The sequence below is a fragment of the Cupriavidus sp. MPR-AND1C genome, assembly GCF_058809705.1.
This window is the reverse complement of record NZ_JBXASU010000109.1, coordinates 1-22,822: the sequence shown is the minus strand read 5'-3', so window position 1 is coordinate 22,822 and position 22,822 is coordinate 1. Positions and strand designations below refer to the sequence as shown.

Here is a 22,822-nt window from a genome sequence, read left to right as displayed (position 1 = left end):
ACCCCCCAGTCTGATGCGCCCACAACCGCGCATAAAGCCCCCCACGCGCGAGCAGTTCCGCATGCGTCCCGCTCTCGGCAATCCGCCCATCCTCCAGCACCACCAGCCGGTCCATGCGCGCGATGGTGGACAGGCGGTGCGCGATGGCGATCACGGTCTTGCCCTGCATCAGCGTCTCCAGGTTCTCCTGGATGGCCGCTTCCACTTCGGAGTCCAGCGCCGAGGTGGCTTCGTCCAGGATCAGGATCGGTGCGTTCTTCAGCAGCACGCGTGCCACGGCAATGCGCTGGCGCTGGCCGCCCGACAGCTTCACGCCACGCTCGCCCACCTGCGCATCCAGCCCCGTAGCGCCATGCGCATCGCGCAGGCGTGGAATGAACTCGCCGGCATGGGCGTCGTTGGCCGCGGCGAGCAGCTCGGCCTCGCTGGCGCCGGGGCGGCCGTAGCGCAGGTTGTCGCGGATCGAGCGGTGCAGCAGCGACGTATCCTGCGTCACCATGCCGATCTGCGCGCGCAGGCTTTCCTGCGTGACGCCGGCGATGTCCTGGCCGTCGATCAGGATGCGTCCTTGCTCCACGTCGTACAGCCGCAGCAGCAGGTTGACCAGCGTCGACTTGCCGGCGCCGGAGGGGCCGACCAGGCCGATCTTCTCGCCCGGGCGCACCACCAGGTCGATGTTCTCGATCACGCCAGAGCCCTTGCCGTAGTGAAAGCCCACGCCTTCGAAGCGCACCTCGCCGCGCGTGATGCGCAGTGCTTGCGCGTTGTCGCGATCGCCGACCGTGCGCGGCACGGCGATGGTCTGCAGGCCATCCTGTACCTGGCCGATGTTCTCGAAGATGCCGCTGATCACCCACATGATCCAGCCCGACATGCTGACGATGCGGATCACCAGCCCGCTCGACAGCGCAATCGCGCCGACGCTGACATGGCCCTGGCTCCATAGCCACAGCGCCAGTCCCGTGGTACCGGCGATCAGCAGGCCATTGAGCGAGGTCACGGTGAAATCCATGGCGCTGACCATGCGCCCGGACAGGCGTGCCTTGTCGGTCAGGTCGGCCATGGCTTCGCGCGCGTAGTCCTCTTCATGGCGCGTGTGGGCGAACAGCTTGAGCGTGGTGATGTTGGTATAGCCGTCGACGATGCGCCCCATCAGCCGCGAGCGCGCGCCGGTGGCGGCAACCGAGCGCGCCTTCACGCGTGGCGTGAAGTACAGCATGGCGGCCACGTAGCATGCGATCCACGCCACGAGGGGAATCATCAGGCGCCAGTCGGCTTGCGCGAACAGGTAGAGGGAGCTGGCTGCGTAGATCAGCACATGCCAGATGGCATCCACGGCCTGCACCGCTGAATCGCGCAGCGAGAAGCCGGTCTGCATGATGCGCTGCGCGATGCGCCCGGCAAAATCGTTCTGAAAAAACGACAGGCTCTGCTTGAGGACGTAGCGGTGGTTCTGCCAGCGCACCAGGTTGCCCAGGCTCGGGTTGATGACCTGGTGCACGAGGATGTCGTGCAGGCCGTTGAAGAACGGACGCAGCAGCAGCGCCACCACCGCCATCCACACGAGCTCGCCGCGGTGGCGCGCGAAGAACTCGGCGGGCGGTGTTGCTTGCGCCAGGTCGACCAAGCGGCCGAGAAAGCCGAACAGCGAGACTTCGATCAGCGCGCCAGCCAGCCCCACGCCCAGCAGCAGCGCAAAGACCGGCCACACCTCCCGCAGGAAATAGGCGTAGAAGCGCCAGATCTGGCCGGGTGGCTGGGTGTCGGGGAGGGCGCGGAACGGGTCAATCAACCGTTCCAGGAAACGCATCAGCATGGGAATCCAGGAGTGTTCCGCGGCGAGCGCCTCGTCCGGGGCGCAGGCGTACTCGCAAGGGCCGTATCGATGCTATGGGCGTGCGGCGGATCAGGAACATCATACCGCGCTTGCGCATCGCCGATGTCCGTACCCGCGGGAGGGTCGTCCATGTCGCGGTGCTTGAGTGCGCGCTCGGAACGGCGTGCACTTTCCGTCGCCTTCATCATTTAAGCAATCGTAAGCGCACTTTTTTGTCCATGCCTGCGGCTTATCCTCGGGAATACCCCAATTTATCCAAACTTGTCTATACAACACTATACATACCTAGCATGGCTGAACAGACCGGTTCGAGCCGGCCTTATTGACCCAAGGAGTTCCCGTGAGCAACACCGACCGCTTTCGCGATGTAGAGATCCGTGCCCCGCGCGGCAACCAACTGAACGCCAAGAGCTGGCAGACCGAAGCGCCGCTGCGCATGTTGATGAACAACCTTGACCCGGAAGTGGCGGAGAACCCTAAGGAGCTGGTGGTGTACGGCGGCATCGGCCGCGCCGCGCGCAACTGGGCGTGCTACGACAAGATCGTCGAGACGCTCAAGACGCTGAACGACGATGAGACCCTGCTGGTGCAGTCCGGCAAGCCGGTCGGCGTGTTCAAGACCCATGGCAACGCGCCGCGCGTGCTGATCGCCAATTCCAACCTGGTGCCGCACTGGGCCACGTGGGAACACTTCAACGAGCTCGACGCCAAGGGCCTGGCCATGTACGGCCAAATGACCGCCGGCAGCTGGATCTATATCGGCAGCCAGGGCATCGTGCAGGGCACCTACGAGACCTTCGTGGAAGCCGGGCGCCAGCACTACAACGGCAACCTCAAGGGCCGCTGGGTGCTGACCGCCGGGCTGGGCGGCATGGGCGGCGCGCAGCCGCTGGCCGCCACGCTGGCCGGCGCCTGCTCGCTGAACATCGAGTGCCAGCAGGCCAGCATCGATTTCCGCCTGCGCACCCGCTATGTCGACGAACAGGCCACCGACCTCGATGACGCGCTGGCGCGCATCGCCAGGTACACCGCCGAAGGCCGCGCCGTTTCCATCGCGCTGTGCGCCAACGCCGCCGAAGTGCTGCCCGAACTGGTGCGCCGCGGCGTGCGCCCCGACATGGTCACCGACCAGACCAGCGCGCACGATCCGCTCAACGGCTATCTCCCGGTGGGCTGGACCTGGGGCCAGTACCGCGACCGCGCGCAGACCGAGCCGGCTCGTGTGGTCAAGGCCGCCAAGCAATCGATGGCGCTGCATGTGCAGGCCATGCTGGACTTCCAGAAGCTGGGCGTGCCCACGTTCGACTACGGCAACAACATCCGCCAGATGGCCAAGGAAGAGGGCGTGGCGAATGCCTTCGATTTCCCCGGCTTCGTGCCGGCCTACATCCGCCCGCTGTTCTGCCGCGGTGTCGGCCCGTTCCGCTGGGCCGCGCTGTCCGGCGACCCGCAGGACATCTACAAGACCGACGCCAAGGTCAAGGAGCTGATCCCCGACGATGCGCACCTGCACCGCTGGCTGGACATGGCGCGCGAGCGCATCAGCTTCCAGGGCCTGCCGGCGCGCATCTGCTGGGTTGGCCTTGGCCTGCGCGCCAAGCTTGGCCTGGCGTTCAACGAGATGGTGCGCAGCGGCGAATTGTCGGCACCGGTGGTGATCGGCCGCGACCACCTCGACTCCGGCTCGGTCGCCAGCCCCAACCGTGAAACGGAAAGCATGCAGGACGGCTCCGACGCCGTGTCCGACTGGCCGCTGCTCAATGCGCTGCTCAATACCGCCAGCGGCGCGACCTGGGTCTCGCTGCATCACGGCGGCGGCGTGGGCATGGGCTTCTCGCAGCATTCGGGCGTGGTGATCGTGTGCGACGGCACCGACGAGGCGGCCGCGCGCATCGCCCGCGTGCTGCACAACGATCCCGCTACCGGCGTGATGCGCCATGCGGATGCCGGCTACGACATCGCCATCGACTGTGCACGAGAGCAGGGCCTGAACCTGCCGATGCTCAACAGCAAGAAGGAAGCCTGAACATGAACGCGCTGAACCTCAAACCTGGTCAACTGACCCTGGCGCAGCTGCGCCAGGCCTATCTGCAGCCGCTGCGCGTGAGCCTGGATGGCGGGGCCGCCGAGGCCATCGCCGCCAGCGTGGCCTGCGTCGAGAACATCGTTGCCGAAGGCCGGACCGCCTACGGCATCAACACCGGCTTCGGCCTGCTGGCGCAGACCCGCATCGCCCGCGAGGATCTGGAGAACCTGCAGCGCTCGCTGGTGCTGTCGCATGCCGCCGGTGTGGGCGAACCGCTGGACGACGCCATGGTCCGGCTGATCATGCTGCTGAAGATCAATAGCCTGGCGCGCGGCTTTTCCGGCATCCGCCGCAAGGTGATCGATGCGCTGATCGCCCTGGTCAATGCCGAGGTCTATCCGCATATCCCGCTCAAGGGCTCGGTGGGCGCCTCTGGCGACCTGGCGCCGCTGGCGCATATGTCGCTGGTGCTGCTGGGCGAAAGCCGTGCCCGCTACCAGGGCGAATGGCTGCCGGCGCGCCAGGCGCTGGCCCGCGCCGGCCTGGAGCCGCTGACCCTGGCCGCCAAGGAAGGCCTGGCCCTGCTCAACGGCACCCAGGTATCCACCGCATACGCGCTGCGCGGCCTGTTCGAGGCCGAGGATCTGTTTGCCGCGGCCACGGTATGCGGCAGTCTCAGCGTCGAGGCCATGCTCGGCTCGCGCGCGCCTTTCGACGCGCGCATTCATGCGGTGCGCGGCCAGCGCGGCCAGATCGACGCGGCCGCAACCTATCGTGGCCTGCTGACCGATACCAGCGAGCTGGCGCGTTCGCATGCGCAGTGCGACAAGGTGCAGGATCCCTACTCGCTGCGCTGCCAGCCGCAGGTGATGGGTGCCTGCCTGACGCAATTGCGGCAGGCCGCCGAGGTCCTGGAAGTGGAGGCCAACGCGGTCTCGGACAACCCCTTGGTGTTTGCCGCCGAAGGCGACGTGATCTCTGGCGGCAATTTCCATGCCGAACCGGTGGCGATGGCCGCCGACAACCTGGCGCTGGCCATCGCCGAGATCGGCTCGCTGTCCGAGCGCCGCGTCTCGCTGATGATGGACCGCCATATGTCGCAGCTGCCGCCTTTCCTGGTGGCGAACGGCGGCGTCAATTCGGGCTTCATGATCGCCCAGGTCACCGCCGCCGCGCTGGCCAGCGACAACAAGGCGCTGGCCCATCCGCACAGCGTCGACAGCCTGCCGACCTCGGCCAACCAGGAGGACCACGTGTCGATGGCGCCGAATGCCGGCAAGCGCCTGTGGGCGATGGCCGAGAACGTGCGCGGCATCCTTGCCGTGGAGTGGCTGGGCGCCTGCCAGGGCCTGGACTTCCGCGAAGGCCTGAAGAGCTCGCCCAAGCTGGAACAGGCACGCAGCCTGCTGCGCGCCGAAGTGCCCTACTACGAGAAGGACCGCTTCTTCGCGCCGGATATCGAGACGGCGAGCCGGTTGCTGGCGGCCGGCACCCTGAATGCGCTGCTGCCGGCGCGGCTGTTGCCCAGCCTCTGAGGCTTGGGCATGACGCCCGGGACGGGATGCCTGCCACGCAGCAGCCCGCGCCCGGGCGCGACAAAAATAAAGATTCGGAGACAAATCAATGCAAGAGCAGTCGCAAGGCCTGCAGCGTGGCCTCAGCGCCCGTCATATCCGCTTCATGGCGCTCGGATCGGCCATCGGCACGGGACTTTTCTACGGCTCGGCCTCCGCCATCCAAACCGCGGGACCGGCGGTGCTGCTGGCCTACGTGATCGGTGGCGCCGCGGTCTACATGGTGATGCGCGCGCTGGGCGAGATGGCGGTGCGCAATCCGGTGGCGGGTTCGTTCGGTCAGTACGCCAGCACCGGCCTGGGACCGCTGGCGGGCTTCCTGCTTGGCTGGACCTATGCCTTCGAGATGATCGTCGTTTGCCTGGCGGACGTGACCGCCTTCGGCATTTACATGGGCTTCTGGTTCCCGGACGTGCCGCGCTGGATCTGGGTGCTCGGCATCGTGTTCCTGATCGGCGGGCTCAACCTGCTCAGCGTCAAGGTGTTCGGTGAGCTGGAGTTCTGGCTTTCGCTGCTGAAGGTTGGCGCCATCGTCGCGATGATCGGCGGCGGCGTTGCCATCATGCTGTTCGGTTTCGGCATGGCCGACGGCGGCGTTGCCACCGGCATCCACAACCTCTGGACCCACGGCGGCTTCATGCCCAACGGCATTGCTGGCGTGATCGCCTCGTTCGCCGTGGTGATGTTCGCCTTTGGCGGCATTGAGATCATCGGCATCACGGCCGGCGAGGCGCGCGACCCGCAGCGCGTGATTCCCCGTGCGATCAACGCGGTGCCCCTGCGCATCCTGCTGTTCTATGTGCTGACGCTGGCGGTGTTGATGTCTCTCTATCCATGGCACCGCATCGGTAGCGAGGGCAGCCCCTTTGTGCAGATCTTCAGCCGGCTGGGCATTGGCTCGGCCGCCGCGGTGCTCAATATCGTGGTCATCTCCGCCGCGGTATCCGCCATCAACAGCGACATCTTCGGCGCCGGCCGCATGCTGTATGGCATGGCGGTGCAACGGCAGGCGCCACGCATCTTCGCCAGCGTATCGCGCAAGGGCGTGCCCTGGATGACGGTGGTGGTGATGGCTTTCGCGCTGCTGGCCGGCGTGGTGCTCAACTACGTGATGCCCGAGGACGTGTTCACGCTGATCGCTTCCATCGCCACCTTTGCCACGGTCTGGGTGTGGCTGATGATCTTGCTGTCGCAGGTCGCCTTGCGCAGGCGCATGAGCCGCGCCGAGGTGGCGGCGCTGAAGTTCCCCGTGCCGTTCTGGCCGGTAGCGCCGCTCGCGGCCATCGCCTTCATGCTGTTCATCTTCGGCGTGCTTGGCTGGTTCCCGCAGACCCGCGCAGCGCTGCTGGTGGGCGCGGTGTGGCTGCTGCTGCTGGTGGTGGCGTGGTGGTGCTGGGGGCGGCCGCGGGGCCAGGAGGGTGCGCCGGCTTCCTCCTTTGCGGCGGACTGATGCATGCGCGGACCATGCGTCGGCATGGCCCGCGTTGCCTGGCATCTTTCCAGCCGGGTGCCAGGGTGACCGGTAGCGCGCGCCAGCTGCGCGCGCTGCCGTAGTGGCGCGAAGCCCCCCTCTGGCTCGCGCTCGCCGCCCGCTTGCGGGCGGCCAGGATTATCTTGCTTCGGAGTTACATCTTGTCCATCGACTACACCATTCCCGGCGTAGCGGCCCCGCATGCCGCTACGGCCCGGCCGCTGTCCCGGTTCAAGTCCATCGCTGCCATCACCGTTGGCAATGGCCTGGAGTTCTACGACTTCGTGGTCTACAGCTTCTTCGCCACGCTGATCGGCCGCCTGTATTTCCCGGTTTCCGATCCCACGGGGCAGTTGCTGTTGTCCTTCGCCACTTTTGGCGTGGGTTTCCTGATGCGCCCGCTGGGCGGCCTGCTGATCGGCATGTATGCCGACCGTGTCGGGCGCAAGCCGGCGGTGGCGCTGACGCTCTGGCTGATGGGCCTGAGCTCGGTGATCTTCGTGGTCACGCCGACGTATGCGCAGATCGGCATGCTCGCGCCGATCATGATCCTGCTCGCGCGCCTGGTGCAAGGCTTTGCCATCGGCGGGGAGATGGGTGCCTCCACGGCACTGCTGCTGGAATATGCAGATGACCGCTCGCGCGGTTTCTATACCGGCTGGCAGCCGTTCAGCCAGGGCCTGGCGGCGCTGTTCGGCGCGCTGGTCGGCCTGCTGCTCAGCAATGTGCTGGAGCAGCAGGCGCTGGAGGCATGGGGCTGGCGCCTGGCCTTCGTGATCGGCATCCTGGTGATCCCGGTGGGCCTGGTGATTCGCCGCCGCCTGGAAGAGACGGCGCCGGCCGCCGGCGAGCCGGAGCGCGGCTCCACGCTGCAGTTGCTGCGTGAGCACGGGCGTGCGCTGGTGGCCAGCATCCTGCTGATGATCGGCGTGGCTTCATCGACCTATATCGTGGTGTACTACCTGAGCAACTATGCCGTTAGCCAGCTGCATATGCCGCTGTCGCTGGGCATCTGGGCCGCTTGCGTGGCCGCTGCCGTGCAGGTCGTGCTGTCGCCGTTGGCGGGCTGGCTGAGCGACCGGGTGGGGCGGCGCCCGGTGGTGCTGTGGTCGCGCGTGGCCTTGCTGCTGATGATCTATCCCGCTTTCGTGCTGATCAACGCCGAGCCCAGCCTGACGCGCCTGCTGCTGGTGGTGGGCTGCCTATCGGTGCCGATGTCGATGACTTCGCCCGCGTCGATGGTGCTGGTCAGCGAGGTGCTGCCACAGCGCATGCGCGCCACCGGCCTGTCGATTGCCTACTGCGTGGCGATTGCCATCTTCGGTGGTTTCGCGCAGTTCTTCTCGACCGAGCTGATCCATCTCACCGCCAATCCCAACGCGCCCGCGTTCTACGTGATCGGCTGCGGCCTGGTCTCGCTGATCGGCCTGGCGATGGTGCCGGAAACCCTGGGCCGCCGCCTGTCATGAGCGAAAGAGATCCAATGGCTGCAGCGCCGGGCAGCATCTGGCGCGGCCGCAGCGATGCAGGCGAGTTGGGCGACACGCGCCGGCTGTTCCATGTCGTGCGCGCGCAAGGCGCCGAACGCGTGCCCGGCGCGCCCGTGCTGCTGGGCTTTTGCTGCGACGCCGGCGTGCTGCGCAACCTAGGCCGTCCCGGCGCGGCTGGTGGCCCGCGCGAGATCCGCCGCGCGCTGGCCGGCATCCCGGCCCATGGCCTGGCAGCGTTCCACGATGCGGGCGATGTCGTCTGCCACGATGGCGATCTCGAGACGGCGCAGCAAGCGTTGGCAACAGCGGTCGCGGCCGAACTGGCGCAGGGTGCATTCCCGCTGGTGCTCGGCGGTGGCCACGAGATCGCCTGGGGCACCTGGCAGGGGCTGCGCGCGCATCTCGATGCGCGTGGCGACCACGGCCGCGTGCTGGTGATCAACCTCGATGCGCACTTCGACCTGCGCACTGGCCGTCCAGGCAGTTCGGGCACGCCCTTCGACCAGATCGCGCAGGCCTGCCACGAGCGCGGACAGCGTTTCGAATACGCTTGCCTGGGCGTCAGCCGCCTCGGCAATACCGCCGCGCTGTTCGCGCATGCCCAGGCGCTTGGCGTGCACTACGTCGAGGACGTGCAGATGCAGGAACGGCACCTGGACGCGCGGCTTGCCGAGTTGCAGGGGCTGATGGATGCGGTCGATCACGTCTACCTCACGATCGACCTGGACGTGCTGCCGGCGGCAGTGATGCCGGCTGTCTCGGCGCCCGCCCCTTATGGCGTGCCCCTGCCCGTGGTGGAGGAGGTGGTGGCGCTGGTGCGCGCCAGCGGCAAGCTGCGCGTGGCGGACCTGGCGGAGTTCAATCCGCTCTATGACCGTGACGCCTGCGGCGCTCGGGCTGCGGCGCGGCTGGCCTACCGGTTGATGGCCTGAGGGCCGTGGTCATCGTCATCGTCATCGCCGCAAAGAACCCCTCCCCGCCGACACTCGGTGGCTCATTGTTGTACAATTGGATTGTACATTTCGATGTGGGAGGTAAGGCTATGCAAACCATTCCATTCTCGGAGGCAAGAGCGCATCTCTCCGATGTGCTTCGGGACGCGGAGAGCGGGCAGGAACCGCTGCTGATCTCCCGGCGCGGTCAGCCGGCTGCAGTGTTGATGTCCTGGTCGCAATACCGGCTGCTTGTCGGTTCCACGTCTGGCTTCTTTGGGCGTTTGAGCGAATGGCGCAGCGAGCACGCGCAACCGGAAGATGAAGCCGACCCATTCGAGCATGTGCGTCAACCCGGCGACGGGCGTGACTTCACATGGTGAGCGCTGCGAGTTGGCTGCTGGACACCAACATTGTCTCGGAGGCAATGCGGCCAGAACCGGATGCAGGGGTCATGGCGAACCTGGCCCGATTCGATGGCGAACTGGTTATTCCGGCGCCGGTCTGGCATGAATTACGTTATGGCTGGCTGCGCATGCCGGATGGCCAGCGCAAGGACGCAGTTGGCCGTTTCGTGCAGGAAGTGGCGGGCAGCTTGCCGGTCTTGCCCTATGACAGCGCTGCGGCACGGATTCATGCCGAGCTACGCAATTCGCGGGAGCGGGCTGGGCTGAGCCTGCCCTTTGTGGACGGACAGGTCGCATCCGTCGCGATGGCGCACGGCCTGACGTTGGTGACGCGCAATATCAGGGATTTTGCCGGGCTGGCGGGCTTGCGGCTGGTCAACTGGTTTGGGGGCTGAGCGCGGGCTCCGGCGCCCAGCTCCCGTTTCAGCTTCAGTCTGGCCCCGCCCATGCAATAGCGGGGCCTTTTTCATGGCCGCTGGTTTGCCAGCTCAGTGAATCACCATCTGCGTGAACGGATGCACATAAGCCTGCAGCGTAATGAACAGCCCCACCAGGATCGCCAGCGCGATCGAGTGGAAAAACACATAGCGCAGGATCTCGCCTTCGTGCCCGTACCACTTGGTGGCGGTGGACGCCACCACGATGGACTGCGCATCGATCATCTTGCCCATCACACCGCCCGAGCTGTTGGCCGAGGCCATCAGGATCGGCGATAGGCCGAGCTGCTCGGCCGTGGTCTTCTGCAGGCCGCCAAAGAGCACGTTGGAGGCGGTGTCGGACCCGGTCAGCGCCACGCCCAGCCAGCCCAGCATGGTGCCAAACAGCGGGTAGAGCACGCCGGTGTGGGCAAAGGCCAGGCCCAGCGTGGCATCCAGGCCCGAGTAACGGGTCAGGTAGCCCACGCCGAACATCGCGCAGATGGTCAGCAGCGAATACTTCACCAGCTTGATGGTCTCCCAGTATTCCCTGACGAGGCGCGGCAAGGAGTAGCCCATCAGCAGGCCGCCGAGAATGCCCGAGACCAGGATGCCGGTGCCGGCCATCGACAACACGTTGAACGTGAAGACCGCGCCTTCGGCAGTGGCCTTCGGCACCACCGGCGGCACCTTGAACACGGCTTTGTCGAGGCCGGGGATGGGGAATTTCCATTGCCACAGGCCGTCCATCAGCTTCTTGAATTCCGGCACGCCCCAGACAAAGACGAATACGGTCAGGATCACCCAGGGCATCCAGGCCTTGACCACCGAGATGCCGGCGGAGGCGGCGCTGGCGCGGGCTTCGGCGGCCACCGCTTCGGGGTCGTCGACCTTGGAGTCGTCCCTGCGGCCGAGGATGCGCGTGGAGGTCCAGATTTCCTTGGGCTTCCAGACCTTCAGGAACAGCGTCAGGCAGCCCATCGACACCAGCGCGGCAATCACGTCCACCAGCCAGGGGCCGTGGTAGTTCGACACCAGGAACTGCGGCACGGCGAAGGTGACGCCGGCCACCAGGATCGCCGGCCAGATCGCCAGCATGCCGCGCAAGCCGGCAAAGGCCCAGATCAGCCAGAACGGCACAAGCAACGAGAAGAAGGGCAACTGCCGGCCGACCATGGCCGAGAGATGCAGCAGGTCCAGGCCTGTCACCGCGGACAGGCCGATCAGCGGCGCGCCCAGCGCGCCGAAGGCCACCGGCGCGGTATTGGCGATCAGCGCCAGGCCGGATGCCGCCAGCGGCGAGAAACCGAGGCCGATCAGGATGGCGCCGGTGACCGCCACTGGCGTGCCGAAGCCGGCGGCGCCTTCAAAGAAAGCGCCGAAGCTGAAGGCCACCAGCAGCAGTTGCAGGCGCCGGTCTTCGGTGATGCCGGAGATCGAGTTCTGCAGCACCTTGAAGGAGCCGTTGATGGTGGTCAGCCGGTGCAGGAAGATGATGTTCAGCACGATCCAGCCGATCGGGAACAGGCCCGATGCGATGCCCAGGCCGGCAGCCTTGCCTGCCATTGCGGCGGGCATGCCGAACACTGCGGAGGCAATGACCACGCCGACCACCAGGGCCAGCCCGGCGGCCAGGTGGGCCTGCAGGTGAAAGAAGGCTAACGCCGCCAGCAGTACGGCGACAGGAATCCCCGCTGCCAGCGTGGACAATGCCAGGCTGCCTAGCGGGTCATAGACTTGAGTCCACACGATGAATCTCCTCGGGTTGGGGCGACAGGTTTCTTTTGTATTAGGAGCAGGCTGCCGCGTCAGCTTTTTGTCCGGGCGCGTATTGCCAACTTGCCCACCGCGCGACCGGCAAGCTTCGGATTTTAAGGATGGGTTCCTGCCGCGCTGCCCTAAATCCAGTCACCGTCATCGTGAGCCGGATTCATGGATCAGGGTTTGCCTGGGGGGCAGGTTGGCGCACTCGCTGCCTTATTGGCAGAGTACTCCAAACCACTCGATACGCAAATGTATGTTGGCCGGGCCGGTGGTGGCAGAATGTGCCGGTCGTCCTTTTTCGCCTTGGCGCTGCCGGTAAGTCGACCGGTCCGGCATGAAAGGTGGCGTTCTTGTTTCTGAAGGAGCATTGCCATGCTGCACATCCTTCCCGGCGGTCACGTGCTTGCCGCTTTCCTGCTGTCCAGCCTGTTGCTTGCGGTGACACCGGGGCCGGCGGTGATCTACATCGTTGCGCGCACGCTGTCGCTAGGCCGGCTTGCCGGCCTGGCTTCGGTGACGGCCGTGGTGTTGGGCAACCTGGTCAATGTGCTGGCGGCGGCGCTGGGGCTGGCTGCGCTGTTCGCGGTGTCGTCGCTGGCCTTTGCCGTGATGAAGTACGCAGGTGCGGCCTACCTGGTCTACCTGGGAGTGCGGGCGCTGCGCGCGCGACCGGCCGCTGCTGCGCAGGCGGACCCGGCTGCTGGCAGCGCCGGGCTGCGGCGGGTGTTTCGCGATGGCTTCGTGGTGGCCTTGTTCAACCCCAAGACCACATTGTTCTTCGCTGCCTTCCTGCCGCAGTTCATGGACCCCGCCATCGCGGCGCTGCCGCAGAGCGTGGCCCTGGGCGGCACCTTCGTCCTGATCGCCGCCACCACCGATTGCTGCTATGTGCTGGCCGCGGCGGCGTTGTTGCCGCTGCTCGCGCGCGCCAGGGGGGCGCAGGCCGTGGGCCGCTACCTGACGGGCGGTGCGCTGATCGGGCTGGGGGTGCTTGCCGCGGTGTCGGGCGGGCGCAACAGCAAGTAGACCGGCAGGCAAGTCGGCAAATAAGGGGGGGCGGCTCAGACCAGCGGCAGCGTCAGGATGGTGCGGGCGGCAGGCCGTGCACGCATGGCCGCTGCCCAGCGCTCAAGGTGCGGGCGGGGCTGGTGTGTGACTGGCAGGCCCAGCCAGCGGTGGGCGGCGCAGGCAACCGGGATGTCGGCCATGGTGAAGCGGTCGCCGCAGATGAATTCACGCTGCGCCAGGGCTTCGTCGAGCCGGGCCGCGAGCGGTTCGGTGCGCTCCAGGGAGCGGGCGATCAGGTCAGGGTCGCGCTGCTCGGCGGGCAGCCGCACCAGGTGGCGGAATGCGTCGACCATGGCCGGGCTGAAGGCGTTGGTTTGCCAGTCCATCCAGCGATCGGCCAGCGCGCGCGCCTTGACGTTGCCGGGCCACAGGGTGTCCTCGCCGTCGTGTGCGCAAAGATAGCGCACGATGGCGTTGGATTCCCACAGCACAAAGGGCTCGCCGCCTACGTCGGTGCCACGGAAATCCTCGATCACCGGGATGCTGCGGTCGGGGTTGAGCCGGACATAGGCCTCGGTGTCGAGGTCGCCCTCGCTGACGCCAATGTCGATGCGTTCGTGGTCCAGGTGCAGCTCGCGCGCGCACCAGACCACTTTCTGCACGTTGATCGATGAGAGCCGACCCCAGATACGCAGCACGAGAACCTTCTCCTCAAGGCGTGGGCCGCGCATGCGCAATGCCTGCGCGTTCGTGGCCCGGACTGACAGGCAATGGCCGTTATCTTGCCATGAAGCCCGCCAGCCCGGTATCGGCCAGCAGACGTATCCGTGCCATGCGTGTCGCTCAAGCGACGCTCAGGCAGCCTTGGCTTGCGGCGCGTGCTTGGCGATGGCTTCGCGGAACAGCGTGCCGAGGATGGCCACGCCTTGCTCGATGCGCTCCGGCGCCACCGTGACAAAGGCCAGGCGCAGTGCATTGCGGCGCGGGTTGCTGGCGTAGAACGGCGCGCCCGGCACATAGGCCACATTGCGGTTGACCGCTTCTTGCAGGATCTCCATGCTGTCCAGGCCTTCGGGCAGCTCCATCCAGATGAACATGCCGCCTTCCGGCGCGTTCCAGGTCACGCCTTCCGGCATGTGGCGCGCGAGGGAGTCCAGCATGGCCTGGCACTGCGCCGCGTAGAGCGTGCGGATGGTGGGGATATGCGAGTCCAGCAGGCCATCGCGCACCACTTCATAGGCAAGGCGCTGGGTGAAGCTGGGCGTATGCAGGTCCGACGCCTGTTTGGCCTGGCACAGCTTGAAGTGCAGCTCGGGCGGGGCGATCACAAAGCCCAGGCGCAGGCCGGGGGCCAGGATCTTGGAGAACGAGCCCATGTAGATCACGCCGTCGGGGTTCATCGACAGCAGGCTCGGCAACTGGTCGCCGCTATAGCTCAGTTCGCCGTAGGGATCATCCTCGACCAGCAGCAGGCCGAGCTCGCGGGCGCGGGCCACCAGGGCCTGGCGGCGCTCCAGCGGCATGCGCCGTCCGGTGGGGTTCTGGAAGTTGGGCAGGGCGTAGAGGAAGCGCGCGCCGGCGGTCAGCTCGGGCGTGAGCGATTCCGGCAGCAGGCTCTTGTCGTCGCCCGGCACCGAGACGAACTCGGGCTCGAACAGCGAGAAGGCTTGCAGCGCGCCGAGGTAGCTGGGTGTTTCCACCAGCACCGGGCTGCCCGGGTCGATCATCACCTTGGCGATCAGGTCCAGCGCCTGCTGCGAGCCGGTGGTGATCAGCACGCGCTCCACGTCCACGGCATGGCGCTTGGCGATGAATTCGCGCAGCGGCATGTAGCCTTCGGTGGCGGCGTACTGCAGGGCGGCTTGCGGGTTGTCGGCGAAGATCCGGGCCACCGCTTGTTCCATGGCCGCTACCGGGAAGGTGGCCGGCGACGGCAGGCCGCCCGCGAAGGAAATCACTTCCGGACGCTCGGTCACTTTCAGGATTTCGCGGATAGCCGAGCTGGTCAGTTGTTGCGCCCGGCGGGAGATGGCCCAGTTCATGATGTTCTCTTGGTGTGTGGGGAGTCGGGTTGGCTCGACTCAGTCAACGATAAAAAGCCGCGCCCCGGTCGGGGTGGACGAACGGTGCGGCTCTGCCTGGTCGGCGACCTGGTAGCTCGTGCCCGCGCGGAGCACGAAATGCCGGCCGTCTTCCAGCTCGGTATGCAACTCGCCTTCCAGCACAAAAAGGATGTGCCCTTTTGTGCACCAGTGATCGGCGAGATAGCCGGCGGAATACTCCACCATGCGAACGCGGATGTCGCCGAACTGGCGGGTGCGCCAGAGGGCTTCGCCGGTGTCGCCGGGGTGGCGGGTCGGGGTGATGTCAGACCAGTCGGTGGTGCCGAAAGGCAGGTTGTCGATGCGCATGAGTTGGAGGTGCCTTCGGCCGGTTGGGCGCAGGGCGGGGGGATCCCCCGGACCCTGGCCTTGCTTCAATTCACTTTGCTCTGCTTTTTGCTCTCTGCTTTGCGCCGGCTTACTTCACTTCGACGATCATCTCGATCTCGACGCAGGCGCCCAGCGGGATCTGCGCTACGCCGAAGGCGCTGCGGGCATGCTTGCCGGCCTCGCCGAAGACTTCCGCCAGCAACTCCGAGGCGCCGTTGGTCACCAGGTGCTGTTCGGTGAAGTCTTCCGTGGAGTTGACCAGGCTCATCACCTTGACGATGCGGGTGACGCGGTCCAGGTCGCCGCCCAGGTGGGTGTTCAGCGTGGCCAGCAGGTCCACGGCGATGCCGCGCGCGGCAACCTTGCCGTCTTCGGTGCCCAGGTCCTTGCCCAGCTTGCCTGCCCAGGGTTTGCCATCCTTGCGGGCAATGTGGCCCGAAAGGAACACGGTATTGCCGGTTTGCGCGGCCATGACGTAGGCTGCGGCCGGTGCGCCAGCGGTGGGCAGTGCGATGCCGAGGCGGGCAAGGGTGTCGTGAACGGACATAGGGTCTCCAGTCAGAGGGATCGTCCCGTAGGGGCAGGGTGGGGTTCTTCGGCGGCGGGCGCGGGCACGGGGCTCGCGGGGGCGCTGCGCACGGCGGTACGGCGGCCCAGGGCTACCACGCCGATCACTGCCACCGCAAAGGCGAGGGTGACGGCATCGAGCGGCTCGGCCAGCAGCAGGGCGCCGCCCGCCAGCGTGAGGAACGGCTGCAGCAATTGTATCTGCCCGACGCGCGCCACGCCGCCTTTTGCGAGCCCGGCGTACCAGAACAGGAAGCCGACGAACATCGAGAATACGGAAACATAGCCCATGCCGATCCAGGCGCGCGGCGAGGCGGCTGCGATCTGGCCGGCGTGCCCAAGCCCGAGCCAGGCCACCACCGGCAGCAGCAGCGGCAGCGCCACGGCCAGCGCCCAGCTGATGGTTTCCAGCCCCCCAAGCTCGCGCGACAGCTTGCCGCCCTCGGCATAGCCCAGCGCGCCCAGCACCATCGCTGCGAACAGCAGCCAGTCGGCATGCTGCAGCCCGCCCGCGCCCTGCCACAGGGCAAAGGCGACCACCAGCGCACTGCCGGCGGCGGCCGACAGCCAGAACGCCGGCGACGGCCGCTCGCGGCCGAACCAGGCGGCGAAGACCGCCGTGGCCAGGGGCAGCAGGCCAGTAATGATGGCGCCGTGGCCGGCCGGCACTTCACGCATGGCCAGTGAGGAAAACAGCGGAAAGCCCACCACCACGCCCAGCGAGGTCACCCCCAGGCGCCACCACTGGCCGCCCCGGGGACGGCGCGCGCGGGCGAATGCGCCGCGCTGCCACAGCAGCACCAGCGCCAGCAGCGCAGCCACCACCGCACGGCCAAGCGCGACGAAGGTGGCGTCCAGTTCGGCCACCGCCATGCGCGTGAAGGGCAAGGTCTGGCTGAACACGGCCACGCCGGTAAAGCCGAGCAGCATGCCGCCGCTGTGGGTGTCGGCAGGGGCGCTAGCGATGGGTTGGGCAGAGGTGGTTCTGGCAGCCATGGCGTTTGAGTTTGAATTAGTGCAGGGTGGGCCGGCCAGCCAGCGCGATCCACAGCGCCGTGAGTGCCAGCGCCAGGCCCATTGCGCGGTTGAACCAGCGGATGCGGTGGCCCACCTGCAGCCATTGCCGCAGCGCGGCGCCAATCACGCCGTACACGCCATTGCTGACAAAGCCGAACACGCCGAATACCGCGCACACCAGCACGGCCCGATGCACCGGCGACTGCGCGCCGGCCATATACGAGGCGGCCGTGGCCAGCGCCAGCATCCACGCCTTGATATTGGCGTACTGCAGCACGGCCGACTGCCACATCGACAGCGGGCGCAGCACCTGCTTGTCCGACAGCACGGCACTGCGCGCCAGTTTGAGCGCCAGCCACAGCAGGTAGAGTACGCCGGCGGCATGCACCAGCAGCGCTAGCGCCGGGCTGGCCAGGACCAGCGCGCCAATGCCCGCCGCGCATAGCGCCAGGATGCTGGCAAAGCCGAACGCTACGCCCACGCAGTGCGGCAGCGTGGCGCGCAGGCCAAAGTTGGCGCCCGTGACCGCGGCAATCGTCGTGTTGGGGCCGGGGGTGAAGGCGCCGACTGCCATCAGCGACAGCAGCGCGGCGAACTGGGCAGCCGACAGCCCGGTGAGCAGAGCGGGATCCATCTATCGTCTTGCCGCTCTCACGCAGCGAACTGCACGACCACGCGGCGGTTGGTGCGGCTCTTCTTCTCGATCTTGGTCACCAGCACGGCGCCGATCTCGCCGGTGCCCGCCACATGGGTGCCGCCGCAAGGCTGGCGGTCCACGCCGGGGATGTCGATGATGCGGATGACGCCGCTGCCCGCGGGCGGCGCCGCGCCCACCGTGCGTACCAGCTCGGGCTGCTCGGCGAGTTGCTCGGACGTGATGCGCTCCACCTGCACGCGGCTGTCGGCGTCGATCAGCGCATTGAGCTGCTCGGTGAGCACGGCCTTGTCGAGCGTGGATTCCGGCAGGTCGAAGTCGATGCGTGCCGAGTCGGGCGAGATGCCGCAGCCGGTCACTGGCACCGGGATCAGCGAGCCCAGCAGGTGCAGGCAGGTATGCAGCCGCATCAGCCGGTGGCGGCGCTCCCAATCGATCGTGACGGCCACGATGTCGCCCGCCTCCGGCAGCGCCGTACCCGGCGCCGGCACGTGCAGGATGTGGCTGCGGTCCGGGGCGTACACGGTTTCCAGCAGTGCGATGGTCGCGCCGTTGGCCAGCTTGAGGGTGCCGGTATCGCCCGCCTGGCCGCCGCTGCGCGCGTAGCACACGGTCTGGTCGAGTTCGATGCCGTCAGCGTGCACGGCTACCACGGTGGCGGTGCAGCTGCCGAGATAGGCGTCGTCGTCGAAGCGTTTGCGGGTGGCGGACATCAGAGGGGCTCCTCGGTGGTTGTTCTTGTTGTGACAGTATTTTTTGCGTCTCGCGTCCTACGTCTTGCGGCAGTCGGCGCTCCGGTTCAGCGCAGCGTGCGCACGCCATCGGGCGTTTCTATCTCCGCGCTCAGTTCCGCGAGCGTGGATGCTTCCGGGACGAACTGGGTGCCGCCCAGCCATTGCAAGGCCTCGGCCAGCCGTGCGGCCTGCGGATGGCGTGCCCGCAGCGAGCGCAGCGCCAGGCCCTGGTTCGGCAGCCGGGACGACGGATGGGTCGATACATCCCACTGGATCAGCGTGGGGAGGATGCCGTCGCCCGGCGTCGCCGCGCCGTTCGTGCCATCCGCATCGTCAGCCGGCCACGCGGGCAGGCTGCCGTCCTCCGGCGCGGTGATGCGCCAGCGCAGGTCGCCACGTGTCATCGGGATGACCGGCGGGATGCGCGCAGGGTACTGCGCCTGCCACAGGGACAGGTCGGTGGGGCGTTCCACCCGCGCGACCCAGTGCATCAGGAAGGGACCATGGCGCAGCCGGGCCTGCACTGCCTCGGTGTCCAGGCCAAACCAGCGCGGCCGCGTGGGAGCCGGTGCCTCGGGGTCGATGGCGATGACTTCCAGGTAGATGCCGCCGAACAGGCCGAGCAGGCAATTGTGGGTGCCCATGCCAGGGTGCGCGCCGCCCGGCTGGGGCGTCACGCCGAGCGCGTCTGCGACATGCTGCGCCCCCGCTTCAAGCGTGGGGGCGGCGATCACGAGATGGTCGAGGGCAATTGTCATTGTGTGTTGATGGTAGACAAGGTTGTCGGTACAGTACCGATACAGTTATGCAGAACATTCTCAGTACAGTGGCGGGAGCAGGGCATGAACAGCAGGGAACCGGTTGCGCCAGGGCTCAAGGATAAAGGAGCCGGGGCGGGCAAGCAGGAGGGCGCGGCTCCCCAGGCTGGCGAGCAGGCGCGTTCATTGCGCCTGGTCATGCCTCCGCCCACCGAGCGCATGCCCGACCCGGTGCCCTCGGCACAGATGACGCTGGTGGAGCAGTTGACCGAGTGGGCGCGGCTGCGCATCGACGAGCGGGTCTTCCGCGCCGGCATGCGCATGCCCTCGATTCGCCAGCTCGCGCAGGAAAAGGGCATCTCGCGCTTCACCGTGGTCGAGGCCTATGAGCGGCTGGTGGCGCTGGGCTACCTCGAATCCCGCCGCGGCTCGGGCTTCTATGTGCGCGAGCGCACGCCCCAGGTGGCGGCGGTAGCGCCCGTGGCTACCGGCGCACGCAATATCGACGTGACCTGGCTGCTGCGCAGCATGTTCCACTCCACCGAGCCGCATAAGTCTCCGGGGATGGGCTTCCTGCCGAACGACTGGCTGGACGGCGAGCTGATCGCCAGCGCGCTGCGCGGCCTGGGACGCCAGCCGGGCAGCCACTTCCTGGCCAGCGGCACGCCGCAGGGCTTCCTGCCTTTGCGCCAGCAACTGCGCAACCGCCTGGCCGAACTGGAGATCGGTGCCACCCCCGAGCAGATCGTGCTCACCTCCGGCATCACCCAGGCGCTCGACCTGATCGCCCGGCTCTACCTGCGCCCCGGCGACGCGGTGCTGGTGGGCGACCCGGCGTGGTTCGTCATGTTCGGCCGCTTCGCCGCCCAGGGCGCGCAGCTGATCGGCATGCCCTACACCGCCGAGGGCCCGGACCTGGAGGCGCTGGAGCGCATCCTGCAGGCGCGCCGCCCGCGCCTGATGGTGATCAACTCGGTGCTGCACAACCCCACCGGCACTTCGCTGTCGGCCGCCAAGGCCTTCCAGTTGCTGCGCCTTGCCGAGCAGTACGACCTGCTGATCGTCGAGGACGACATCTATTGCGACCTGTGCCCGCCGGGTCACTCCGCCACCCGGCTGGCCAGCCTGGACCAGTTGCGCCGGGTGATCTACCTGGGCAGCTTTTCCAAGACGCTGGCCGCCAACCTGCGCGTGGGCTTTATCGCCGCCCATCCGGAGCTGGCCGCCAGCCTGACCGACAGCAAGCTGCTGGCTGGCCTGGCTTCGCCGGAGATCAACGAGCGCGTGCTGTACAAAGTGCTGACCGAAGGCCATTACCGCAAGCACGTGGAGCGCGTGCGCAACCGGCTCGACCGGGCGCGCGACGAGACCCGGCGCACCATCGAGCGGATGGGCCTGTCGCTCTTTGCGGGCCAGCACGCCGGCATGTACCTGTGGGCGGACACCGGGCGCGATACCAACGCCATTGCCGTCGCCGGGCATGAGGAGGGCTACCTGTTCGCCCCCGGCAGCTTGTTCTCGCCGTCGCAGATGCCGTCCGGCTGGATGCGCTTCAATGTGGCCAGCAGCCAGGACCCTGCCATGCTGGCCTTCCTGGCGCGCCAGCTGGAGCGGCGCTAACCGGGTCCCAACCGGGCGATGTCTTGAAAACCGCTCGGATGCCCTTATGTTTCGGGTCACCGGCCTGACGCCGGCCCATAGGCCCCCGGCTGCCGGCCCGTCACATTGCCTGGATTCCCAAATCAGCCAAGTTAGCCAAGATTGTTAAGAGGAGAACCATGACCGCACCGCACGAGACGATGAGCTTCCAGGCGGAAGTGAAGCAACTGCTGCACCTGATGATCCACTCGCTGTACAGCAACAAGGAAATTTTCCTGCGCGAGCTGGTTTCGAATGCTTCCGACGCCACTGACAAGCTGCGCTTCGAGGCGATTGCCAATCCGGCCCTGCTCGAGAACGACGCCGACCTGGCGATCCGCATCGAGGCCGACGCCAAGGCCCGCACGCTGAAGATCACCGACAACGGCATCGGCATGAGCCGCGACGAGGCGATCCGCAACCTTGGCACCATCGCCCGCTCGGGTACCAAGGAATTCTTCCAGCAGCTATCCGGCGACCAGCAGAAGGATGCCGCCCTGATCGGCCAGTTCGGCGTGGGCTTCTATTCGGCGTTCATCGTGGCTGACAAGGTCACCGTGGAAACGCGCCGCGCCGGCCTGCCCGCCAGCGAAGCCGTGCGCTGGGAAAGCGCAGGTGACGGCGAGTTCACCGTCGACGCCATCGATCGTGCCGAGCGCGGTTCCACCATCACGCTGCACCTGCGCGAAGGCGAGGACGATTTCCTCTCCGCCTGGAAGATCAAGGGCATCATCCAGAAGTATTCCGACCACATCTCGCTGCCGATCCGCATGCCCAAGGAAGTCTGGGATGCCGAGACCAGCGCCTACAAGGAAACGGGCGAGTGGGAGAGCGTAAACCAGGCCAGCGCCCTGTGGACCCGCTCCAAATCGGATATCACCGAAGAGCAGTACACCGCTTTCTACCAGCACATCGCGCACGACAACGAAGCGCCGCTGGCCTACACCCATAACCGCGTCGAAGGCCGCAGCGAATACACGCAGCTGCTGTACGTCCCGGCGCGCGCGCCGTTCGACATGTGGGACCGCAACCACAAGGCCGGCCTCAAGCTCTATGTGAAGCGCGTCTTCATCATGGACGATGCCGAGCAACTGCTGCCGGCCTACCTGCGCTTCGTCAAGGGCGTGGTGGATTCGGCCGACCTGCCGCTCAACGTCTCGCGCGAACTGCTGCAGGAGAGCCGCGACGTGAAGGCTATCCGCGAAGGCTGCACCAAGCGCGTGCTGTCGATGCTGGAAACGCTGGCGGACAGCGAGGACGAAGCCGAACGCGCCAAGTACACCACCTTCTGGCAGCAGTTCGGCCAGGCGCTCAAGGAAGGCTTGGGCGAAGACGCCGCCAACCTGGAGCGCATCGCCAAGCTGGTGCGCTTTGCTTCCACGCATCAGGACAGCGCCGAGCAGAGCGTGGCGCTGGCCGCTTACGTGGGCCGCATGAAGGAAGGCCAGGACAAGATCTACTACGTCACGGCCGATAGCTGGGCCGCGGCCAAGTCGAGCCCGCACCTGGAAGTGTTCCGCAAGAAGGGCATCGAAGTCCTGCTGCTGACGGATCGCGTGGACGAATGGATGCTGTCCTTCCTGCGCGAGTTCGATGGCAAGGAACTGGTCTCGGTGGCACGCGGCGACCTGGAGCTTGGCGCGCTGGCCGACGCCGACGAGAAGGCCGAGCAGGAAAAGGCCGAAGGCGACTGGAAGGACGTGCTCGAACGCGCCAAGGCTGTGCTCGAAGGCAAGGCCAAGGACGTGCGCGTCACGCTGCGTCTGACCGAGTCGGCATCCTGCCTGGTCTCGGATGAAGGCGACATGAGCGGCTACCTGCAACGCCTGCTGAAGCAGGCCGGCCAGAAGGCGCCCGACGCCCAGCCCATCCTGGAGCTGAACCCTGACCATGCGCTGGTGAAAAAGCTGCGCGCGCTGGTGGAGGCCGGTCCCACGGACGACGCCTTCGGCGACCGCGTGCACGTGCTGTTCGACCAGGCCCTGCTGGCCGAGGGCGGCACGCTCGAAGATCCGTCGATCTACGTGCAGCGCGTCAACAAGCTGCTGGCGTAAGCGTAGCGGGTTTGCTCCCTCTCCCGCCTGCGGGAGAGGGAG

Annotated in this window: 20 protein-coding genes; 10 read left to right on the top strand and 10 right to left on the bottom strand. The window is 67.0% G+C overall.

The features are described 5' to 3' along the window. Window positions 1–1,816 (bottom strand): ABC transporter ATP-binding protein (locus AC1RWI_RS33705; protein ID WP_492870480.1); only part of this gene is annotated, 1,816 nt, incomplete at its 3' end. Between the two features lie 361 nt (window positions 1,817–2,177). On the opposite strand from AC1RWI_RS33705, the gene hutU reads away from it, so the two are divergent. The 7 genes from hutU to AC1RWI_RS33670 all read left to right on the top strand — a co-directional run bounded on the left by hutU (window position 2,178) and on the right by AC1RWI_RS33670 (window position 10,132). After that, a complete protein-coding gene (hutU, locus tag AC1RWI_RS33700) occupies window positions 2,178–3,863 on the top strand; it encodes a urocanate hydratase (protein ID WP_043348126.1) in 1,686 nt (561 codons plus the stop codon). A 2-nt stretch (window positions 3,864–3,865) separates the two neighbouring features. Next, on the top strand, window positions 3,866–5,398 hold the full coding sequence (gene hutH, locus AC1RWI_RS33695) for a histidine ammonia-lyase (RefSeq protein WP_492870479.1): 1,533 nt from the start codon (window positions 3,866–3,868) through the stop codon (window positions 5,396–5,398). Window positions 5,399–5,486: 88 nt separating this feature from the next. Further along, window positions 5,487–6,887, top strand: coding sequence for an amino acid permease (locus AC1RWI_RS33690; RefSeq protein WP_492870478.1), 1,401 nt, complete (start codon window positions 5,487–5,489; stop codon window positions 6,885–6,887). A 182-nt stretch (window positions 6,888–7,069) separates the two neighbouring features. Next, window positions 7,070–8,377 carry an MFS transporter gene (locus tag AC1RWI_RS33685; protein WP_043348119.1) on the top strand — a complete coding sequence of 436 codons (1,308 nt, stop codon included), beginning with the start codon at window positions 7,070–7,072 and terminating at the stop codon, window positions 8,375–8,377. Between the two features lie 14 nt (window positions 8,378–8,391). After that, a complete protein-coding gene (gene hutG / locus AC1RWI_RS33680) occupies window positions 8,392–9,330 on the top strand; it encodes a formimidoylglutamase (RefSeq protein ID WP_043348117.1) in 939 nt (312 codons plus the stop codon). A gap of 5 nt (window positions 9,331–9,335) precedes the next feature. Further along, on the top strand, window positions 9,336–9,713 hold the full coding sequence (locus AC1RWI_RS33675) for a type II toxin-antitoxin system Phd/YefM family antitoxin (protein ID WP_043348113.1): 378 nt from the start codon (window positions 9,336–9,338) through the stop codon (window positions 9,711–9,713). Further along, window positions 9,707–10,132, top strand: coding sequence for a type II toxin-antitoxin system VapC family toxin (locus AC1RWI_RS33670; protein ID WP_043348111.1), 426 nt, complete (start codon window positions 9,707–9,709; stop codon window positions 10,130–10,132). Before AC1RWI_RS33675 ends, AC1RWI_RS33670 begins: the two co-directional genes overlap by 7 nt. Window positions 10,133–10,225: 93 nt before the next feature. Here AC1RWI_RS33670 and AC1RWI_RS33665 read toward each other — a convergent pair whose 3' ends face one another. Beyond that, entirely contained in the window at window positions 10,226–11,902 is a 1,677-nt protein-coding gene (locus AC1RWI_RS33665) for an L-lactate permease (RefSeq protein WP_043348108.1), read from the bottom strand. 387 nt (window positions 11,903–12,289) lie between these two features. On the opposite strand from AC1RWI_RS33665, the gene AC1RWI_RS33660 reads away from it, so the two are divergent. After that, window positions 12,290–12,943 (top strand): LysE family translocator, encoded by a 654-nt coding sequence (locus AC1RWI_RS33660; protein ID WP_043348104.1) that lies wholly within the window; start codon window positions 12,290–12,292, stop codon window positions 12,941–12,943. A 35-nt stretch (window positions 12,944–12,978) separates the two neighbouring features. Here the strand turns inward: AC1RWI_RS33660 and AC1RWI_RS33655 are convergent, their stop codons facing one another. The 8 genes from AC1RWI_RS33655 to AC1RWI_RS33620 all read right to left on the bottom strand — a co-directional run bounded on the left by AC1RWI_RS33655 (window position 12,979) and on the right by AC1RWI_RS33620 (window position 19,088). Further along, the gene (locus tag AC1RWI_RS33655; protein WP_043352127.1) at window positions 12,979–13,623 is read right to left on the bottom strand and encodes a glutathione S-transferase family protein; all 645 of its coding nucleotides are present in this window, start codon (window positions 13,621–13,623) and stop codon (window positions 12,979–12,981) included. Between the two features lie 156 nt (window positions 13,624–13,779). Beyond that, the gene (locus tag AC1RWI_RS33650) at window positions 13,780–14,967 is read right to left on the bottom strand and encodes an aminotransferase-like domain-containing protein (protein ID WP_043348101.1); all 1,188 of its coding nucleotides are present in this window, start codon (window positions 14,965–14,967) and stop codon (window positions 13,780–13,782) included. A 39-nt stretch (window positions 14,968–15,006) separates the two neighbouring features. Further along, window positions 15,007–15,336: a DHCW motif cupin fold protein gene (locus AC1RWI_RS33645; protein WP_043348099.1), complete on the bottom strand. Its 330-nt coding sequence runs from the start codon at window positions 15,334–15,336 to the stop codon at window positions 15,007–15,009. A gap of 109 nt (window positions 15,337–15,445) precedes the next feature. Beyond that, on the bottom strand, window positions 15,446–15,904 hold the full coding sequence (locus AC1RWI_RS33640; protein WP_043348096.1) for a RidA family protein: 459 nt from the start codon (window positions 15,902–15,904) through the stop codon (window positions 15,446–15,448). A gap of 11 nt (window positions 15,905–15,915) precedes the next feature. Beyond that, window positions 15,916–16,854 carry a DMT family transporter gene (locus AC1RWI_RS33635; RefSeq protein ID WP_144409897.1) on the bottom strand — a complete coding sequence of 313 codons (939 nt, stop codon included), beginning with the start codon at window positions 16,852–16,854 and terminating at the stop codon, window positions 15,916–15,918. Window positions 16,855–16,936: 82 nt separating this feature from the next. After that, window positions 16,937–17,575: a LysE family translocator gene (locus tag AC1RWI_RS33630; protein ID WP_043348089.1), complete on the bottom strand. Its 639-nt coding sequence runs from the start codon at window positions 17,573–17,575 to the stop codon at window positions 16,937–16,939. Window positions 17,576–17,592: 17 nt separating this feature from the next. After that, the gene (locus AC1RWI_RS33625) at window positions 17,593–18,309 is read right to left on the bottom strand and encodes an alanyl-tRNA editing protein (protein WP_043348085.1); all 717 of its coding nucleotides are present in this window, start codon (window positions 18,307–18,309) and stop codon (window positions 17,593–17,595) included. An 86-nt stretch (window positions 18,310–18,395) separates the two neighbouring features. Further along, window positions 18,396–19,088 (bottom strand): VOC family protein, encoded by a 693-nt coding sequence (locus AC1RWI_RS33620; RefSeq protein ID WP_492870477.1) that lies wholly within the window; start codon window positions 19,086–19,088, stop codon window positions 18,396–18,398. Window positions 19,089–19,286: 198 nt separating this feature from the next. On the opposite strand from AC1RWI_RS33620, the gene AC1RWI_RS33615 reads away from it, so the two are divergent. Then, window positions 19,287–20,708 (top strand): aminotransferase-like domain-containing protein, encoded by a 1,422-nt coding sequence (locus AC1RWI_RS33615; RefSeq protein ID WP_052494806.1) that lies wholly within the window; start codon window positions 19,287–19,289, stop codon window positions 20,706–20,708. Between the two features lie 158 nt (window positions 20,709–20,866). Next, window positions 20,867–22,780: a molecular chaperone HtpG gene (gene htpG / locus AC1RWI_RS33610; protein ID WP_043348077.1), complete on the top strand. Its 1,914-nt coding sequence runs from the start codon at window positions 20,867–20,869 to the stop codon at window positions 22,778–22,780. The last annotated feature ends 42 nt before the right edge of the window (window positions 22,781–22,822 follow it).

What these genes read in the sequence shown, in the direction of transcription:
- hutH (WP_492870479.1), top strand. Translation starts at nt 3,866, where the DNA reads ATGAACGCGCTGAACCTCAAACCTGGTCAACTGACCCTGGCGCAGCTG.
- AC1RWI_RS33690 (WP_492870478.1), top strand. Translation starts at nt 5,487, where the DNA reads ATGCAAGAGCAGTCGCAAGGCCTGCAGCGTGGCCTCAGCGCCCGTCAT.
- hutG (WP_043348117.1), top strand. Translation starts at nt 8,392, where the DNA reads ATGGCTGCAGCGCCGGGCAGCATCTGGCGCGGCCGCAGCGATGCAGGC.
- AC1RWI_RS33670 (WP_043348111.1), top strand. Translation starts at nt 9,707, where the DNA reads ATGGTGAGCGCTGCGAGTTGGCTGCTGGACACCAACATTGTCTCGGAG.
- AC1RWI_RS33660 (WP_043348104.1), top strand. Translation starts at nt 12,290, where the DNA reads ATGCTGCACATCCTTCCCGGCGGTCACGTGCTTGCCGCTTTCCTGCTG.
- AC1RWI_RS33650 (WP_043348101.1), bottom strand. Translation starts at nt 14,967, where the DNA reads ATGAACTGGGCCATCTCCCGCCGGGCGCAACAACTGACCAGCTCGGCT.
- AC1RWI_RS33645 (WP_043348099.1), bottom strand. Translation starts at nt 15,336, where the DNA reads ATGCGCATCGACAACCTGCCTTTCGGCACCACCGACTGGTCTGACATC.
- AC1RWI_RS33640 (WP_043348096.1), bottom strand. Translation starts at nt 15,904, where the DNA reads ATGTCCGTTCACGACACCCTTGCCCGCCTCGGCATCGCACTGCCCACC.
- AC1RWI_RS33635 (WP_144409897.1), bottom strand. Translation starts at nt 16,854, where the DNA reads ATGCTGCTCGGCTTTACCGGCGTGGCCGTGTTCAGCCAGACCTTGCCC.
- AC1RWI_RS33630 (WP_043348089.1), bottom strand. Translation starts at nt 17,575, where the DNA reads ATGGATCCCGCTCTGCTCACCGGGCTGTCGGCTGCCCAGTTCGCCGCG.
- AC1RWI_RS33625 (WP_043348085.1), bottom strand. Translation starts at nt 18,309, where the DNA reads ATGTCCGCCACCCGCAAACGCTTCGACGACGACGCCTATCTCGGCAGC.
- AC1RWI_RS33620 (WP_492870477.1), bottom strand. Translation starts at nt 19,088, where the DNA reads ATGACAATTGCCCTCGACCATCTCGTGATCGCCGCCCCCACGCTTGAA.
- AC1RWI_RS33615 (WP_052494806.1), top strand. Translation starts at nt 19,287, where the DNA reads ATGCCTCCGCCCACCGAGCGCATGCCCGACCCGGTGCCCTCGGCACAG.
- htpG (WP_043348077.1), top strand. Translation starts at nt 20,867, where the DNA reads ATGACCGCACCGCACGAGACGATGAGCTTCCAGGCGGAAGTGAAGCAA.